Consider the following 16,359-nt stretch of genomic DNA (forward strand, 5'->3'; position numbering starts at 1 on the left):
GGAGGCGCTGCGGTGCTTTCCGATCAGGTTGCCGTCCACACGGTGGTCAGAATCGGTCAGCGCACATAACAAATGGCACAACGAACTGCGTTTTCAATCTTTCATTGGAAGTAATAGGAGCAATTCATGCAAAAAATCAAAATGATTCCTGTCGCTACGGCACTGGTGGCAGCGTTCTCGTTCGCAGGGGCAGCGCAGGCACAAGAAGTCATCAAGATCGGTCACGTCGCTCCTCTGACCGGTCCCAACGCGCACATCGGCAAGGACAATGAAAACGGTGCCCGCATGGCCGTGGACGAACTCAACGCCAAGGGCTTCGAGATCGGCGGCAAGAAGGTCACCTTCCAGCTGGTCCCCCAGGATGACGCTTCCGATCCGAAGCAAGCCACCACCGTGGCCCAGGCCCTGGTCGATGCCAAGGTCAAGGGCGTGGTCGGCCACATGAACTCCGGTACCACCATCCCGGCTTCCAAGATCTACTTCGACGCCGGCATCCCGCAAATCTCGCCCTCGGCGACCAACCCCAAGTACACCCAGCAAGGCTTCAACACCGCCTTCCGCGTGGTGGCCAACGATGGCCAGCTCGGTGGCGTCCTGGGCCGCTATGCCGTCAATGAACTGAAGGGCAAGAACGTGGCCGTCATCGACGACCGCACTGCCTACGGTCAAGGCGTGGCCGAAGAATTCCGCAAGAGCGCCCTGGCTGCCGGTGCCACCATCGTGGCTACCCAGTACACCACCGACAAGGCTACCGACTTCAACGCCATCCTGACCTCGGTCAAGTCCAAGAAGCCGGACCTGGTCTTCTTCGGCGGCATGGATGCCGTGGCCGGCCCGATGCTGCGCCAGATGGATCAGCTGGGCGTGTCTGCCAAGTTCATGGGCGGTGACGGTATCTGCACCACCGAACTGCCGAGCCTGGCCGGTGCTGGCCTGAAGGACAGCGAAGTGGTCTGTGCCGAAGCCGGTGGCGTGACCGAAGCAGGCAAGAAGCCGCTGGAAGACTTCAAGGCTGCCTACAAGAAGAAGTTCAACCAGGACGTCGTGATCTACGCACCGTACACCTACGATGCGCTGATGACCCTGGCTGACGCCATGAAGCAGGCCGGCTCGTCCGACCCCAAGGTCTACCTGCCGGTCCTGGCCAAGATCAAGCACAAGGGCGTCACCGGTGAAATCGCCTTCGACGCCAAGGGCGACATCCTGAACGGTACCCTGACCCTGTACACCTACAAGGGCGGCAAGCGTACCCTGCTGAGCGTGGTCAAGTAATTTGACATCAAGCTTCACCTCCGGGACCGTCACGGTTCCGGCGGGAGCAGCAGTGACAAGCCCCGGCCTTCGTGCCGGGGCTTTTTCTTTCATATCGACCAAAAACCGGGGCGACCCGCCGCCGCATTTACAGATTATAATGAGACACGTTCTCATTACATATTGCGGTCATGGCCGACCTCGCTCCCTCCCGTCCTCACGACATTGCTGGCATTTACACCGGGCATCACCGGTGGCTGCTGGGCTGGCTGCGCCGCCGTACCGACAATGCCGAGCTGGCGGCCGACCTGGCGCAGGATACCTTCGTGCGGATGATGGTCTCGCGCCGCGATTTCATCGTCGATGAAGTGCGCACCCTGCTGGCCACCATCGCGCGCGGCCTGATGATCGACCATTTCCGTCGCTGCGCGCTGGAAGCTGCCTTCCTGGAAATGCTGGCGCAGATGCCGCCCGAGCACCTGCCATCGCCCGAAGCGCAGCTGCTGGTGCTGGAAACCCTCAACGAAGTCGACGCCATGCTGGCCGGCTTGCCGCCCAAGGTGCGCAGCGCCTTCCTGCTGTCGCAGCTCGATGGCCTGGCCTATGCCGAGATCGCGGTGCGGCTGGAGGTGTCGCTGAGTTCGGTGCAGCAATACATGAAGCGCGCCTTCACCGCCTGCTACCGGCTGCAATATGGGCTCTGAGCGCACGGCCCCCAACGACGACATCGTCATGGCCGCCATCGACTGGATGGTGCGGCTGCAATCGGGCAGCGCCACCGATCACGAGCACGAAGCCTGCCGCCGCTGGCGTGCCGAACAGCCGCAGCACGAGCTGGCCTGGCAGCGGCTGCAGTCGCTCAGCGAGCGGGTCGCCACGCTGCCGCGCGCGCTGGCCCACGGCAGCATCGGTGCCAGCGAAGCCCGCACGCGCAACAACCGCCGCTTTGCGCTCAAGACCTTGTGCGTGGCGACCGGCGCGGGGCTGCTGGCGGCCAGTGCAGCACGATGGACGCCGTGGCAGGCCTGGATGGCCGGCTACACCACCCGCACCGGAGAGCGGCGCCGGATCACGCTCGCCGATGGCACCCTGCTGCAACTCAACAGCGCCACTGCCGTGGACGTCAGTTTCGACGAGCAGCAGCGCCTGATTCGCCTGTTTCGCGGCGAAGTGCTCATCACCACGGGACATGAAGAGCGCCCTTCCTATCGTCCCTTCCTCGTGCAGACACGGCTGGGGCAGGCGCGCGCACTGGGCACCCGCTTCCAGCTGCGCGATGCGGAGGAGGGCATGCGCCTTGCCGTTTATGAGGGCGCGGTGGAATTCCGTTCGCAAAATGAGAATGCACCTGTGCGCGTGGATGCGGGGCGTCAAGGGCTGTTCGATGCGCAAGGGCTGGTCGGCCGCCTCCTTGCCGCCAATGAACAGGCCATCGCCTGGACCGATGGTGTCATCGTGGCCGACCGCATGCCGCTGGGCCAACTGGTGGCCGAGCTGGATCGCTATCTCCCCGGCAAGCTGCGCTGTGATCCGGCGGTGGCCGGCCTGACCATCTCGGGCGTGTTTCCGCTCGACCAGCCGGCACGCATCCTGGCCGCGATTGCGCGGACCTTGCCGGTGCGGGTGGATTCCTTCACGGATTACTGGATCACCTTGCGGCCACGGACCGACACCTGAGGCCGGCATGGATATAAAACATTTTTAAAATTTTTCTGCAGGTTTTTGGATCTCGTTCGGTTTACCAGATAGCAAGCCCTCTGAAGCTCACCATCGAACGACATCCATGACCATCCGAACCTGCTTCCCCTCGCGTCCGACCCTGTCCCGACTGGCCATCCTGGCCGCCTTCGCCAGCCCCGTGGCCGGTGTGCAGGCGCAGGCCACCGATGCCCAGCGCCAGGCCTACGACATCCCCGCTGGTCCTCTCGACCAAAGCCTCAACAGCTTCGCCCGCCGTGCGGGCGTGCTGCTCTCTTTCGATCCGGCCATCACGCGCGACCGCCAGAGCGCGGGTCTTTCCGGCCGCTATACGGTAGCGGAAGGGTTTGCCGCGCTGCTCAACGGCACCCCGCTGCAAGCGATCCGCAACGCCGACGGCGGCTACACCGTCGCGGCACCGGCGGCCACCACCGGCAGCAATGCCAATGCCGTCCTGCCTACCGTCACGATCACCGAAAGTGCCGACCCCACCGCGCCCTACGCGGGTGGACTGGTCGCACGCGGCGGCAGCCTCGGTGTACTGGGCACGGCCAGCGTCATGGACACGCCCTTCAGCACCACCAACTACACCTCGCAAGGTATCGAGGATGTACAGGCGCGCGCCATCGGCGACGTCATCGCCAACGATGCCTCGGTGCGCAACACCAATGGCAATGGCGGTTTCGGCGACAGCTACCAGATTCGCGGCTTCACCATGTCGGCCAATGACGTGGCCTTCAATGGCCTGTATGGGATGGTGCCGCTCACGCGCATGCCCATCTCCATGGTCGAGCGCATCGAAGTGCTCAAGGGACCGGGCACGCTGATGTATGGCATGGGCCCGGCCGGCGGCGTGGGCGGGGCGGTCAACCTGATTCCCAAGCGTGCGCACGAAGATCCGATCTCCAGCGTTACGGCCACCTATCTTTCCAATTCGCAGTTCGGATTGAAGGCCGACCTCGGCCGCCGCTTCGGCGAGCAGCAGGAGTGGGGCATCCGCGTGAACGCGCTCTATGCCGATGGCAACACCGGCCTGTCCGGCAGCAACCAGCAGCAGAACATGGGCTCGGTCGGACTCGACTACAACGGCGGCCGCGTGCGCTGGAGTCTGGATGCCTACACCCAGCACGAAGATGCCCGCAACTTCCGTCCGCAATTCAGCATCAGCAGCCTGGTGATGCCGGAAGCGCCCTCGGGCAAGACCAACCTCTATCCCGGCACCACCCTGCAATCGGATGACAAGGCCGTCGCCACGCGCCTGGAATACGACATCAACGACTACCTGACCGCCTACGGTGCCGTCGGTTATCACGAGGCCACGTCCTCCCAGAGCTGGCCCAGCGCCACCATCCTCAATGCGGCCGGTGATACGGCGGCGCTCTACAACGGTTACTACGACCAGAAGGTCGTTTCCACTTCGGCCGACGTCGGCATGCGTGCTCGCTTCAACACCGGCGGCATCAAGCACACCGTGATGCTGGGCGTGAACATGCTGGATCAGCAGACCGATTACTTCTACCTCTCCGAGAGCAGCAGCGTCACCTCCAATCTGTATCGTCCGGTCGCCTTGCCCGCGGTCAGCGGCGCACGTGGCGAACCCACGCCGCAAAGCCAGATCCGCCTGACCAGCGTGGCGCTGACCGATACTCTGTCGCTGGCCGATGACCGCCTGCGCATCACCGCCGGCTTGCGTCGCCAGCAGGTGTATTCGCACAGCCTGGTGGATGCCACGCAGACCTCCAACAAGACCGCCATCTCGCCGGTGCTGGGCGTGGTCGTCAAGCCGGTGCAGAACGTTTCGCTGTATGCCAACTACACGGCGGCCCTGAGCGCAGGTGGGTTCACTTCGGCCAGCGACGGCAATCCCAACCAGCTCTTCCCGCCCTACAAGTCCAAGCAGGTGGAGACCGGAGCCAAAATTGACTGGGGCCGTATCACGACCACGGCGGCCGTATTTCAGATCGAACAGGCCAATGCCAGCACCACGCTGGTCAATGGCGTGAGCACCACCACCCAGGATGGCCGCAATCGCGTGCGCGGACTGGAACTGGCGGCCTATGGCGAACTGCAGCGCGGCCTGCGTTTCAATGCCAGCGGCACCTTCTTCAATGCCAAGCAGTACCACACCGACAATGGCACCAATGACGGCAAGGATGTCGGCGCGATCCCCAACAGCAACTTCAACCTGGGGCTGGATTGGGATGCGCCGTGGCTGCAGGGCCTGGCCTTGAATACGCGTGTCACCCGCACAGGTTCGATGTGGTACAGCAACGAGAACAAGCTCAAGGTGCCGGGCTGGACCCGCGTCGATATCGGTGCGCGCTACATCACCCGGGCGGCAGGGCAGGTCGTGACCTATCGCGCCAACATCGAGAACCTGTTCGACAAGAATTACTGGCTGATGCAGAACGGTTATGTGGGCACGTCATCGGGGCGGACACTGGTGCTGTCGGCGCAGGTCGATTTCTGATCTGAGTACGTCACTCACGCGCGTGAGGAATGCCTTGCTGCTGAAAAGCGGCAGGGCTTTTTTTTCAAGAAACGCTTAAAAGATTTAAATGATTTATCAGTTTTAAAATTGAGCCGATCAAAACCTGACGAGTCCATCAGGTTTCGATCAGGCCATTTTCTTGTCCATCTCGCGCGCACTTTCCAGAAACACCCGCCGCAACCATTCGATGCCCGGATCATTGGTGCGATAGCGATGCCACTGCATCATCTGATGCATCTCCGCCAGCGGCAGCGGACTTTCCTTGAGTACCACCGGCAATTGCGTGGCCAGCTTGCGCGCCAGCCGGCCATGCACGGTGGCGATGCGGTCGGTCCCCTGCACCAGCGCCACACAGGAGGCAAAGCTGAAGCTGGTGATCTCCACCCGCCGCGCAAAGCCCAGCTTGCTGGCCATCCACGCCTCCACCGAGGAGGCGTTGGCACCGGGCGGCACCATGACCACATGACCGGCCTCCATGTAGCGCTCCAGCGTCAGTTTGCCCTTGGCCAGCGGACTGTCGCGCCACACCACGCAGACGTGACGTTCGCGAAACACTTCCTCCGCCGGATGATCGGGCGTACAAAATTCCTGCGGCAGCACCAGCAGATCGACCTCTGCGCGATCCAGCGAACGGGTCGGATCCTGCACCTGCGGCATCAGCGCAAATCGGATCTGCGGCCCTTCGGCATGCGCGCGTGCGATCACGCGCGGGATCAGCACGTTGAGGCTGAAGTCGGAGACCGAGATGCGGAATTCCCGATGTGACTCCGCCGGGACGAAAGGGGGCTTGGCCGCGATCGATCCTTCGATACGCCGCAATACGTCATTGACCGCATCGCGCAGCACTTCGGCGCGCGGCGTGGCTTCCATGCGGCGGCCGACCTGGATCAGCAATTCGTCATCGAAATATTCGCGCAAGCGCGCCAGCGCATTGCTCATGGCGGACTGGCTCAGGTGGATCTTCTCGGCGGCGCGGCTGATGTTGAGTTCGGTCAGCAGCGCGTCGAGCGCGACCAGCAGATTGAGGTCGAGCTTGTTGAAACGCATTGGATAAGTCTCCGTTGTCGGGTGCCGGCCTTTCTTTTGTGCAAGGGTTGCAGGGCCGGTCATGTATTGATCCCGTCCATATCATGAATCAAAACAATCCATTTGATCAATATCAACCTCGACCTTAACCTTCATCCATCCGCTGCACGGCCTCGCAGAAGCATCCAAGAAAAGGCCGGCACGGCAAGCCGGTGGCGCCCTGCGCCATTGATCGGCCTGGCCCCGAGAAGACGCCGCGATGGCGAGACAACAAGCCAGGCAGGGTAGGAGACAAGGAGACAGAAGTGAAGAGAGGAACCGTACCAGCCCGGCGGCTGGGGAATCGTGCCGTCCTGGCCGTCGTGGCCATGATCGGGAGTGCCAGCATGCAGTCCGCGCAAGCCTTCGAAGGGGGCGTTTCGCCATTCCCCACCGGGTCCACCAGTGAATACATCGCCGCGCTGCCGCCCATCCCGGGCCTGTTCGCGGTAGAGCAGTTCAACTACAGCAGTGCCGACGGCCTGTACGACAACAAGGGCAACAAGCGCCCCATCCCCTTCAAGACCGATGTGTTCTCGGCCACCACGCGCCTGCTGACTTCCTATGGCGTCGAATGGATGGGCGCCAAGGTCTATTCGCAACTGGTGTTGCCGGTGGTCTCGCTGCATACCGAAGTGATGGGCCACGGCGAGAACCACAACGGCCTCTCCAACGTCACTGTCACGCCGCTGCTGCTGCGCTGGGATGTGGCCGCGCATACCAACGTCACCTTCGGCTTCGACTTCGCGCTCAAGACCGGTTCCTACGACCCCAATCGCACCAGTGTGGCGGTCGGCTACACCTCGTATCAGCCGGTGCTGGCGATCCGTCACAACGATCCCAACGGGCTGGACCTGGGTATCTCCAATCGCCTGCTCTTCAACGACAAGAACAGCGATACCAATTACCGCTCCGGCTCTGCCTACGTGGCGGACTTCATCGGTGGCTGGAACTTCGGCAAATGGAAAGTCGGCGTCACCGGTTCCTATCTGAACCAGTTCACCGATGACCGCCAGAACGGCACCGACATCACCGGCAACCGCACGCGCAGCTTCGCCATGGGGCCGACCGTGGCCTACAACGCCGGCACCTACAGCATCAACATGAACGTGCAGCGCGGCCTGTACGCCGCCAACACGGCCAAGAGCGATGCCATCTGGATCAACTTCGCCATGCCGCTGTGGATGGGAGGCCCGCACTGAGGCCGCGCAGCCGTCCATCCGTATCACTCATCATCAAAGGAGTTACACCATGTTCCGTTACTTCCCGACGAACTATGTCTGGAATCTTTCCGTCGATCTCGCCATCGAGATGGGCGCACGCATCGGCGAAATCGAAGCCATGTGCGCCCCCCTGCAGGAGGCGGCCAAACAGCCTGACGCCGAAGGCACCGCCGCCTTCCGCGCCACCTGGGCGGACATGGCAGAAAAGCTCTGCAGCCTGGCCGCCGAGGATGAAGCGCGCGGCCGGCTGCTCTCGGCCGGTGCCAAGTACAAGCGCGCGGCCAGCTACCTGCTGACCTGCGAACGCCTGCAGGGTCACGGTGCACCGGGCCGGCTTGAGCTGTATCGCCGCTTCCTGGAAGTGTTCCAGCGCGGCATCACGCTGGCCGGTGACAACTGCGAGCGCGTCGAGACTCCTTACGAAGGCAAGGTCATCTCGGGCCTTTATACCCGCGCGAACAATGTACAGGGGCCTGCCCCGATTCTGGTCCAGCTCAATGGCCTGGATTCGACCAAGGAAATGAAATACCTGGTCGGCCTGCCCGGCTGGCTGGCCGAGCGCGGGGTCTCGTCGCTGGTGATCGACCAGCCCGGCACCGGCGAAGCCCTGCGCCTGCACGGCATGACCGCACGTTTCGATGCCGAGCACTGGGCGCGCCACGTGGTGGACTGGCTGGAACAGCGCGACGATGTCGATGCCAGCCGCATCGGCTGTGAAGGCGTCTCGCTGGGCGGCTACTACTGCCCGCGCGTGGTGGCCATGGAGCCGCGCTTTGCCTGTGGTGTGGTGTGGGGTGCCAATCACGACTGGCGCGATGTACAGAAAAAGCGCCTGGAAAAAGAGGGCGATTTCCCCGTACCGCATTACTGGCAGCACGTCTGCTGGGTGTGGGGTGCCAAGGATATCGACGATTTCATGCGCATCGCCGAAGACGTGCATCTGGATGGCGTGGTCGAGAAGATCCGCGTGCCCTTCCTGGTCACCCACGGCGAGAAGGACACGCAGATTCCCCTGAAGTGGGCGCACCGCACCTACGAACAGCTGGTCAACAGTCCCAAGCGCGAATTGAAGATCTTCACCGACCGCGAAGGCGGCGCCCAGCACGCCAGCTTCGACAACTCCATCAACGCCGGCCATGTCATCGCCGATTGGGTGGCGGAGACCCTGGGCGGCCGCACCAAGCGCTGATGCGTTCCGTGCAGCAACGAAACACCGAGTCAATCACAAGGAAATCCGCATGAACATCATTGGACCCGATGCCCTGGTCTTTGGCGTGGACGATCTGCCCGCCTGCCGCCAGTACCTGCTCGACTATGGCCTCAAGGAGGGTGGTAACGACCGTTACGAAGCCCTCGACGGTACCGCCATCGTGCTGCGCGCCAAGGACGACGCCACGCTGCCGCCCCCCATGGGCACCGCCAGCCTGCTGCGCGAAACCGTCTATGGCGTGGCCGACGTCGCCACGCTGGATGCCATCGAAACCGAACTGCGCCGTGACCGCGAAGTCAGCCGCCGCGATGGCGTGGTGCGCAGCGTGGACGACATGGGCTTTGCGCTGGCCTTCCAGGTCACCGTGCGCCGTGCGCTCGACATCAAGTCGGAACGCGTCAACGGCCCCGGCGATGCCCAGCGCGCACCGAACCAGCTGGGCCTGCCCGCCGAGGGCGAAGCCCTGCCGCGCACGCTGTCGCACGTGGTGTATTTCGTGCCGGATGCGGCCAAGGCCGAGGCCTTCTATCAGCGCCTGGGTTTCGTCTGCACCGATCGCTTCACCGGCGTGGGTCCCTTCCTGCGTCCGGCCGGGACCCTGGATCACCACACGCTGTTCATGATCCAGACCCCGCCCTTCATGAAGGGCTGCGAACACTTCACCTTCCACATGGGCGGCCCGACCGAGGTGCTGCTGGCCGGCACCCGTTTCGTCGAAAAGGGTTATCAAAGCTTCTGGGGGCCGGGCCGCCATCGCTTCGGCAGCAACTGGTTCTGGTATTTCAATTCGCCGCTGGGCTGCCACGTCGAATACGACGCCGACATGGACCTGCACGACGATCAATGGGCCGCGCGCGAAGCACCGATGGGTGCCGATGCCTCGCAATTGTTCCTGTTCCAGTACCGCGAGAAGTGGGCACCGGGCGGCCCGCCGCCGCCTGGCGCAGCACACTGATTGCCGGGCATAGCGGGAGAGACAGCCATGTACCTGTGCCATGTTACGCAATTGCCCGAGGACGGCGCGCGCGGTTTCGATACCAGCGGGGCAGGGCAGGCCACCATCTTCCTGCTGCGCCGGGGCGACCAGGTACGGGCCTGGCAAGACAGCTGCCCGCACCACGGCACACCGCTGCCATGGCGGCGCGATGCCTATCTCGATGCCAGCGGGCAGCACGTGGTCTGTGCCGCCCATGGCGCATTGTTCGATCCGCTCACCGGCGTGTGCACGCTAGGCCCCTGCCTGGGCGACTCGCTCACGCCGGTGGCGCTGCGCATCGATGACGACGGCGGCCTGCACCTGGCCACCGGCGAAGACGATCCACTCATCAAGAAAAAGATTCAGGAGACACCATGACACTCGCAGCCCAACGCATCCTCATCATCGGCGGCGGTTTTTCCGGCGCATCGGCCGCCATTGACCTGCGCCGCCGTGGCGCCCAGGTCGACCTGGTGGAACTCGATCCCCAGTGGCGCAACTATGGTGCCGGCATCAGCCTCGGCCCGGCCACGCTGCGTGCGCTCAAGCAACTCGGGGTGCTCGATGCCTTCCTGCGCGAAGGCGCGGCCGGTGATGGGGTGCGCCTGTGCCTGCCGCACGGCCCGCAGATCGCCGAGCTGCCCACCCCTCGCCTGGCCTCGCCCGACGTACCCGGCGGCGGTGCCATCCTGCGTCCGGTACTGGCGCGCATCCTGGCCGATGCCACCCGCGCCTCGGGCACCGACGTGCGCCTGGGCTGCACTTTCACGGCGCTGCGTGAGATCGGCGACGAGGTCGAGGTCGACTTCACCGATGGCCAGACCCGCCGCTATGATCTGGTGATCGGTGCCGATGGCCTCTATTCCAAGCTGCGGGCCCATCTTTTCCCCAACGCACCCAAGCCGCGCTACAGCGGCCAGGCCGTGTGGCGCGCCATCCTGCCGCGTCCGGCGGAGATCACCACCTGCACCATGTGGATGGGGCCGCAAATCAAGCCCGGCGTCAATCCGGTGTCGAAAGACGAGATGTACCTCTTCGTCACCGAGCCGCGTCCGGTCAACGACCACGTCGATCCGGCCACCTTCGTGGCGCGCCTGCGCGGCCTGCTGGAAGACTTCAGCGCCCCGGTCTTGAAGACCATCCGCGACCAGCTCGACGACAACGCCCGCATCATCTTCCGCCCGCTGGAAGGCTTGCTGCTGCCGCGTCCGTGGTATCAGGGCCGCGTCGTGCTGATCGGTGATGCGGTGCATGCCACCACGCCGCACCTGGCCTCCGGTGCCTGCATCGGCATTGAGGATGCGCTGGTGCTGGCCGACGAACTGGCGCGCAACGGCAACGTATCGCTGGCCTTGTCGGCCTTCGAGGAACGCCGTTGGGAACGTTGCCGCATGGTGGTGGAGAACTCGGCCCGGCTGGGCGAGATCGAGGTCGGGGGCGGCGACAAGGACGAGCACTCGCGCATCATGCGCGAATCGCACGCGGCGCTGGTCCAGCCGATCTGATTTTTTTCATCAATATAAAAAATATAAACGATTAACGCTTAACGCTTCAGCAACCTGCGTACGACGCGAGGAGACAAGATGATCACGACCTATTCCAAGCGCGCCCTGGCTGCGCTGATGCTGGCGCACTGCGCCGGCATGATCGACCTGGTGGCGCTGCCGGTCTGGGTCGGCACGCTGGTGGCGCATTACCACTTCGATGCCCGCCAGGCGGGCCTCTTGGCCTCGCTCTTCCTGGGCGGCGCGGTGCTGGCCAGTGCCGTGCTGGCACCTCGCTTCGATCCCGAGACGGCACGCTGGAAGGCGGCAATCGGCTTCGGCCTCTCGGCCCTGTTGTTCGCCGTGGCGGCGCAGACCCAGCACTACCTGCTGCTGGCCTTGCTGCATGCGGCGTGCGGCATCACCACCGGGCTCTCGCTCAGTGTCACGCATGGCACCATCGCGCGCGGCAGCAATCCGCATCGCGGCTTTGCGCTGGTGGGTATCGCGCTGGGCTTGTTTGCCATCCTGTTCCTGGGCAGTGCGCCGCCGATCATCGCCAGCGTGGGTGGTCCTGCCTTGTTCTATCTCTTCGCGGGGGTGATGGCCATGGGTGCGCTGGCTTGTGCCCTGGCGTTTCCCCGTCCGGAGACGGATGGCCTGCCGCGTGTCGCCAAGCCGCGCGAGCCGGTGCCGCGCCAGGTCTGGTACGGCATTGCCGGCATCGCCTGCATGGGGCTGGTGCAATCGATGACCTTCAGTTTCCTGGAGCGCGTGGGCAGTGATCGCGGCTTCGGACTGGAAGCGGTCACCGGTGTGCTCATCGCGCTGGGCTTCGTCAACCTGCTGCCCGCACCGCTGGCCGCACTGCTGGAGAAGCGGCTGCCCGCCCGCAGCGTACTGATGGCCGGCCCGCTGGTGCAAGCGCTGCTGGTGGTGGTGATCATGAGTTCGTTGCGTTTTGCACCTTATGCGGCAGCGGCGTCAGTGTTTGCTGCCGTGATGATCTTCACGCACACCTTCGCCTTCGGCCTCATGGCCCGTCTGGACCGCAGCGGCCGTGCCATGGCTGCCACGCCCGCCATGCTGATGACGGGTGCGGCCATCGGCCCCATCCTCGGCGGCACGCTGGTGCAGGGCTGGGGCTATGGCAGCCTGGGTCCGGTGGCGGTGGTGCTGGGCGTGGGGGCATCGATCTGTTTCTCGCGGCTGCCGCGTGCAGTCGCCGTTCAACCTCAAGAGGCTCTGGCATGACCGCATCCCTGCAGACGCGTCGCCGTCATCGTTTCGTCGACCTGTCCATCTATCTTGAAAACGACGTGCTCTCCGACCCGCCCCCGCTGGCCCCGAAGATCACTTACCAGAAGCATGCCGACACCCTGCCCGAATTCATGGCCATGCTGCCCGGCACGCAGCCCGAGGATTATCCCGATGGCGAGGCCGCAGCGGCCGAATGGGTCACGCTGACCACGCACAACGGCACGCATCTGGATGCACCGTGGCATTTCCATTCCACGCAAGACGCAAAGAATGGCGGCGCGCGCCCCTCCATCACCATCGATGAAGTGCCGCTGGAATGGTGCTTCCAGGCTGGCGTGAAACTGGACTTCCGTCACTTCCCCGATGGCTACGTCGCCACCGCCGCCGATGTGGAGGCCGAACTCAAGCGCATCGGCCACGTGCTGCAGCCACTCGACATCGTCGTGGTCAATACCCGCGCCGGCTCGCGCTACGGTCACCGTGACTATCTCGGTGCCGGCTGCGGCATGGGTTACGAAGCCACCATGTACTTGCTCGAACGCGGCGTGCGCCTGACCGGCACTGATGCCTGGAGCTGGGACGCACCGTTCTCCTATACCGCGCAACGGGTAGCCGAGACCGGCGACAAGTCCCTGATCTGGGAAGGCCACAAGGCCGGCCGCGACATCGGTTACTGCCACCTGGAAAAACTGCACAACCTGGAAGCCCTGCCGGCGCATGGCTTCACCATCAGCTGCTTCCCGCACAAGATCCGTGGGGCCAGTGCCGGCTGGACGCGCGCGGTCGCGATCTTCGACGAAACCTGATACCCGCCGCCGCACGGACAGCCATCAGCAGATTCAAGCAATACAAGCGATTCAGACGATACAAGCGATTCAATGGAGCCCATGATGTCCTTCCCCCCGATACACCGCGTCGTCACCGGCCACGATGCGCAAGGCCGATCCATCATCAGCAGCGACGGTCCGCTGCCGACCGTGGTCGAAGTGGCCGCCATTCCCGGCACGCTGTTCCATGAGGTCTGGAGCACCAGCGCCACGCCCGCGCGCGTGGACAATGGCCCTGATCCCAGCCTGGGAGCACTGGTGCTGTCGCCCCCGGCGCGCGGCACACGCATGCGTTTCGTCGACATCCCGCCCGACACCGAGGAGTTTCTCGCCAGCGCCAACAGCAAGATGCACGAGGCCTTCAGCCAGATCGGCGAAGCTTCGGCATCCACCGTGCAGACCGACTCGCCCCATCCGCTCATGCACCGTACTGAATCGGTGGACTACGGCATCGTCATCGACGGCGAGATGACGCTGGTGCTGGATCGTGGCGAAGTCGCCCTGAAACCCGGCAGCGTGGTCGTGCAGCGTGGCACCAATCACGCCTGGGCCAATCGTTCCGGCAAGCCTTGCCGCATGCTGTTCATCCTGGTCGATGGCGAGTATGAGCCGGCCATTGCCGCCCAACTCGCCAAGGGAGCGTAAGCCATGAAGTTCGCCACCCTGCGCGACGGCACGCCTGATGGCGCGCTGGTACTGGTCGCGCGCAATGCCGCCACCGCCTTGCCGGTGCCGCAGATTGCGCGCACCCTGATCGATGCGCTGGCGCGCTGGGACGAGGTCACGCCCGCCCTGGCCGAGCGCTATCAGGCCCTCAATGAGGGCCGTGCCGATGGTGCCATCGCCTTCGATGCGCAGCTGTGCATGGCACCGCTGCCGCGTGCACCGCAATGGCTGGACGCGTCCGCCTTCCTCAATCACGGACGTTTGATGGAAGAAGCCTTCAAGACACCGCCGATTCCGTATTTCGATACCGTGCCCGTGATGTACCAGGGGGCCAGCGATGATTTCCTCGGACCGCATCAGGACGTACCGCTGCGGTCGGAAGCCGAAGGCATCGATTTCGAAGGCGAGTTCGGGGTGGTGGTCGGGCCGGTCGCCATGGGTGCGACACCGGACGAAGCCCTGCAGGCCGTGCGCCTGGTGGTGCAGCTCAATGACTGGAGCCTGCGCGCACTCGGCCCGCATGAGATGAAGACCGGTTTCGGCTTCCTGCAGGCCAAGCCCTCGACGGCCTTTGCCCCGATTGCCGTCACCCCCGATGAACTGGGCGATGCCTGGCACGATGGCCGCGTGCAGATGCGCTTGCAGGTGCAGTGGAATGGCGCGCGCTTTGGCGAACCGCACGGCGGTGAAATGAATTTTTCCTTCGGACAGCTGATCGCGCATGCGGCGCACAGCCGTCGCCTCACCGCGGGCTGCATCATTGGCTCGGGTACGGTCTCCAATGTGGCGCGCGCGGCCGGTTCAGCCTGCATCGCCGAGCGGCGCGTGATCGAGAAGATCGATCACGGCGAGATCCGTACCGGCTTCATGCATTTCGGCGATGAGGTGCGCATGCAGGCGCATTACGAGGATGGCCGTCCCGGTCCCTTCGGTATCGTTCAGCAACGCGTGGTGCAGGCAGCATGAGGGTCCTGGTCACTGGCGCGGGCGGCTTCATCGGCGCGATCCTGCTGCAGCTGCTGCAACAGGTGGGGCAGGTCGGCCAACAGCGTATTACGCGGCTGGCGGCGATGGATCGCACCTTGCCTTTGCTGCCCGAGTCCGTCGAATGCATCGAGGGTGAATTGCAGGATGCGCAGGTGCAGTCACGCCTGTCACAGTTCGGTGCCGATCTCTGCTTTCATCTGGCAGCGGTGCCGGGCGGTGCGGCCGAAGCCGATCCGGCCTTGAGCCGCCGCGTCAATCTGGATGCCACGCTGGATCTGTTCAACTTGCTGGCCGAAGGCAGGGCAAGGGGGAGTGCGCCGCCGGTGGTGGTGTATGCCAGCACCATCGCGGTATATGGCACGCCCCTGCCGGACCCGGTCACCCCGGCCACGCCCACGCGTCCGGCGCTGATTTATGGCGCGCACAAACGGGCTTGCGAAATCCTGCTGGCCGATGCCACGCGCCGTGGTGTGCTTGATGGCCGTTCGCTGCGCCTGCCGGGCATCGTGGCGCGTCCGCGTGCTGCCTCGGGATTGGTCTCGGCCTTCATGAGCGAGCTGTTGCATGCGCTGGCGGCGGGCGAGTCCGTGACGCTGCCGGTCGGACCGCAGGCCACTGCGTGGTGGATGTCGGCACAACGTTGTGCGGAGAACCTGCTGCATGCGGCGGTCATGGATCCGATGCTGGATACCGAGTGCCACATGGAACGCACCTGGGCCTTGCCCGTATTGCGGCTATCCATGCAGGAAGTGGTCGCAACGCTCTCGGCCTTGTATCGCGTGGATGGACCTGCGCTTGTGCGCTATGCCCCGCAAGAGCCGGTGGAGGCGGTGTTTGGCCGCTATCCCGTACTTGATGACCGCATCGCGCGCCGGCTTGGCTTGCGTGATGATGGTTCGCCTGCCGAACTGGTACGGCGCGCCTTGTCTCTCCATTCCTGATCTCTCCGGACGCGCAGTTGTGCTGCGCGTCCCGGCATTTGTGCTGCGCTGAATTATTTGCACGCCGGCCCTCCTTCCTGCCCTCAGGGCATATAGCTCCCCGCTGATCCATTGAGGACAATCAGTCCGTTTTCGTTGCCATACAGATTCATTGAGTTCACATCTCAGGGACTATTGGTGACTTTGCATCAATTAACATGATTTGCAACAGCCGAACGAATTCTTGTTTGGCGAGACTGTAAAGTTGGGTAAAATTGCCGCTCGGCATATTTTCCTTGTG

General features: G+C 63.9%; 15 protein-coding genes. 14 read left to right on the forward strand and 1 reads right to left on the reverse strand.

Annotated features, from left to right (window positions below):
• The first annotated feature begins 126 nt into the window (after positions 1–126).
• From J2X56_RS15545 to J2X56_RS15560, 4 genes are all read left to right on the forward strand, one after another.
• Positions 127–1,272 carry a branched-chain amino acid ABC transporter substrate-binding protein gene (locus J2X56_RS15545; RefSeq protein ID WP_121044503.1) on the forward strand — a complete coding sequence of 382 codons (1,146 nt, stop codon included), beginning with the start codon at positions 127–129 and terminating at the stop codon, positions 1,270–1,272.
• A gap of 170 nt (positions 1,273–1,442) precedes the next feature.
• Positions 1,443–1,955 (forward strand): sigma-70 family RNA polymerase sigma factor, encoded by a 513-nt coding sequence (locus J2X56_RS15550; RefSeq protein WP_034331954.1) that lies wholly within the window; start codon positions 1,443–1,445, stop codon positions 1,953–1,955.
• Positions 1,945–2,928: a FecR domain-containing protein gene (locus J2X56_RS15555; protein WP_310160768.1), complete on the forward strand. Its 984-nt coding sequence runs from the start codon at positions 1,945–1,947 to the stop codon at positions 2,926–2,928. The genes J2X56_RS15550 and J2X56_RS15555 overlap by 11 nt, the downstream gene beginning before the upstream one ends.
• A 106-nt stretch (positions 2,929–3,034) precedes the next feature.
• Positions 3,035–5,419: a TonB-dependent receptor gene (locus J2X56_RS15560; protein WP_310160770.1), complete on the forward strand. Its 2,385-nt coding sequence runs from the start codon at positions 3,035–3,037 to the stop codon at positions 5,417–5,419.
• A gap of 147 nt (positions 5,420–5,566) precedes the next feature.
• Here J2X56_RS15560 and J2X56_RS15565 read toward each other — a convergent pair whose 3' ends face one another.
• Positions 5,567–6,487 (reverse strand): LysR family transcriptional regulator, encoded by a 921-nt coding sequence (locus tag J2X56_RS15565; RefSeq protein WP_310160772.1) that lies wholly within the window; start codon positions 6,485–6,487, stop codon positions 5,567–5,569.
• 365 nt (positions 6,488–6,852) lie between these two features.
• On the opposite strand from J2X56_RS15565, the gene J2X56_RS15570 reads away from it, so the two are divergent.
• The 10 genes from J2X56_RS15570 (at position 6,853) to J2X56_RS15615 (ending at position 16,079) form a co-directional block, all read left to right on the forward strand.
• Positions 6,853–7,707 carry a transporter gene (locus J2X56_RS15570; protein WP_310161000.1) on the forward strand — a complete coding sequence of 285 codons (855 nt, stop codon included), beginning with the start codon at positions 6,853–6,855 and terminating at the stop codon, positions 7,705–7,707.
• A gap of 49 nt (positions 7,708–7,756) precedes the next feature.
• Entirely contained in the window at positions 7,757–8,917 is a 1,161-nt protein-coding gene (locus J2X56_RS15575) for a prolyl oligopeptidase family serine peptidase (RefSeq protein WP_310160774.1), read from the forward strand.
• A gap of 49 nt (positions 8,918–8,966) precedes the next feature.
• On the forward strand, positions 8,967–9,893 hold the full coding sequence (locus tag J2X56_RS15580) for a VOC family protein (RefSeq protein WP_121044492.1): 927 nt from the start codon (positions 8,967–8,969) through the stop codon (positions 9,891–9,893).
• A 27-nt stretch (positions 9,894–9,920) separates the two neighbouring features.
• A complete protein-coding gene (locus tag J2X56_RS15585; RefSeq protein WP_034331963.1) occupies positions 9,921–10,292 on the forward strand; it encodes a Rieske (2Fe-2S) protein in 372 nt (123 codons plus the stop codon).
• Positions 10,289–11,419 carry an FAD-dependent oxidoreductase gene (locus J2X56_RS15590; RefSeq protein ID WP_310160777.1) on the forward strand — a complete coding sequence of 377 codons (1,131 nt, stop codon included), beginning with the start codon at positions 10,289–10,291 and terminating at the stop codon, positions 11,417–11,419. The genes J2X56_RS15585 and J2X56_RS15590 overlap by 4 nt, the downstream gene beginning before the upstream one ends.
• A gap of 78 nt (positions 11,420–11,497) precedes the next feature.
• Positions 11,498–12,652, forward strand: a complete 1,155-nt coding sequence (locus tag J2X56_RS15595; protein ID WP_204724936.1) for an MFS transporter — start codon at positions 11,498–11,500, stop codon at positions 12,650–12,652.
• Entirely contained in the window at positions 12,649–13,464 is an 816-nt protein-coding gene (locus tag J2X56_RS15600) for a cyclase family protein (protein WP_034331966.1), read from the forward strand. The genes J2X56_RS15595 and J2X56_RS15600 overlap by 4 nt, the downstream gene beginning before the upstream one ends.
• A gap of 84 nt (positions 13,465–13,548) precedes the next feature.
• On the forward strand, positions 13,549–14,130 hold the full coding sequence (locus J2X56_RS15605) for a cupin domain-containing protein (RefSeq protein ID WP_310160782.1): 582 nt from the start codon (positions 13,549–13,551) through the stop codon (positions 14,128–14,130).
• 3 nt (positions 14,131–14,133) lie between these two features.
• Positions 14,134–15,117, forward strand: coding sequence for a fumarylacetoacetate hydrolase family protein (locus tag J2X56_RS15610; RefSeq protein ID WP_310160783.1), 984 nt, complete (start codon positions 14,134–14,136; stop codon positions 15,115–15,117).
• Complete coding sequence (locus J2X56_RS15615; RefSeq protein ID WP_209567858.1) at positions 15,114–16,079, forward strand: NAD-dependent epimerase/dehydratase family protein; 966 nt, start codon at positions 15,114–15,116, stop codon at positions 16,077–16,079. Before J2X56_RS15610 ends, J2X56_RS15615 begins: the two co-directional genes overlap by 4 nt.
• Positions 16,080–16,359 lie beyond the last annotated feature (280 nt).

Source organism: Herbaspirillum sp. 1173 (assembly GCF_031455335.1).
GTDB lineage: Bacteria > Pseudomonadota > Gammaproteobacteria > Burkholderiales > Burkholderiaceae_D > Herbaspirillum > Herbaspirillum huttiense.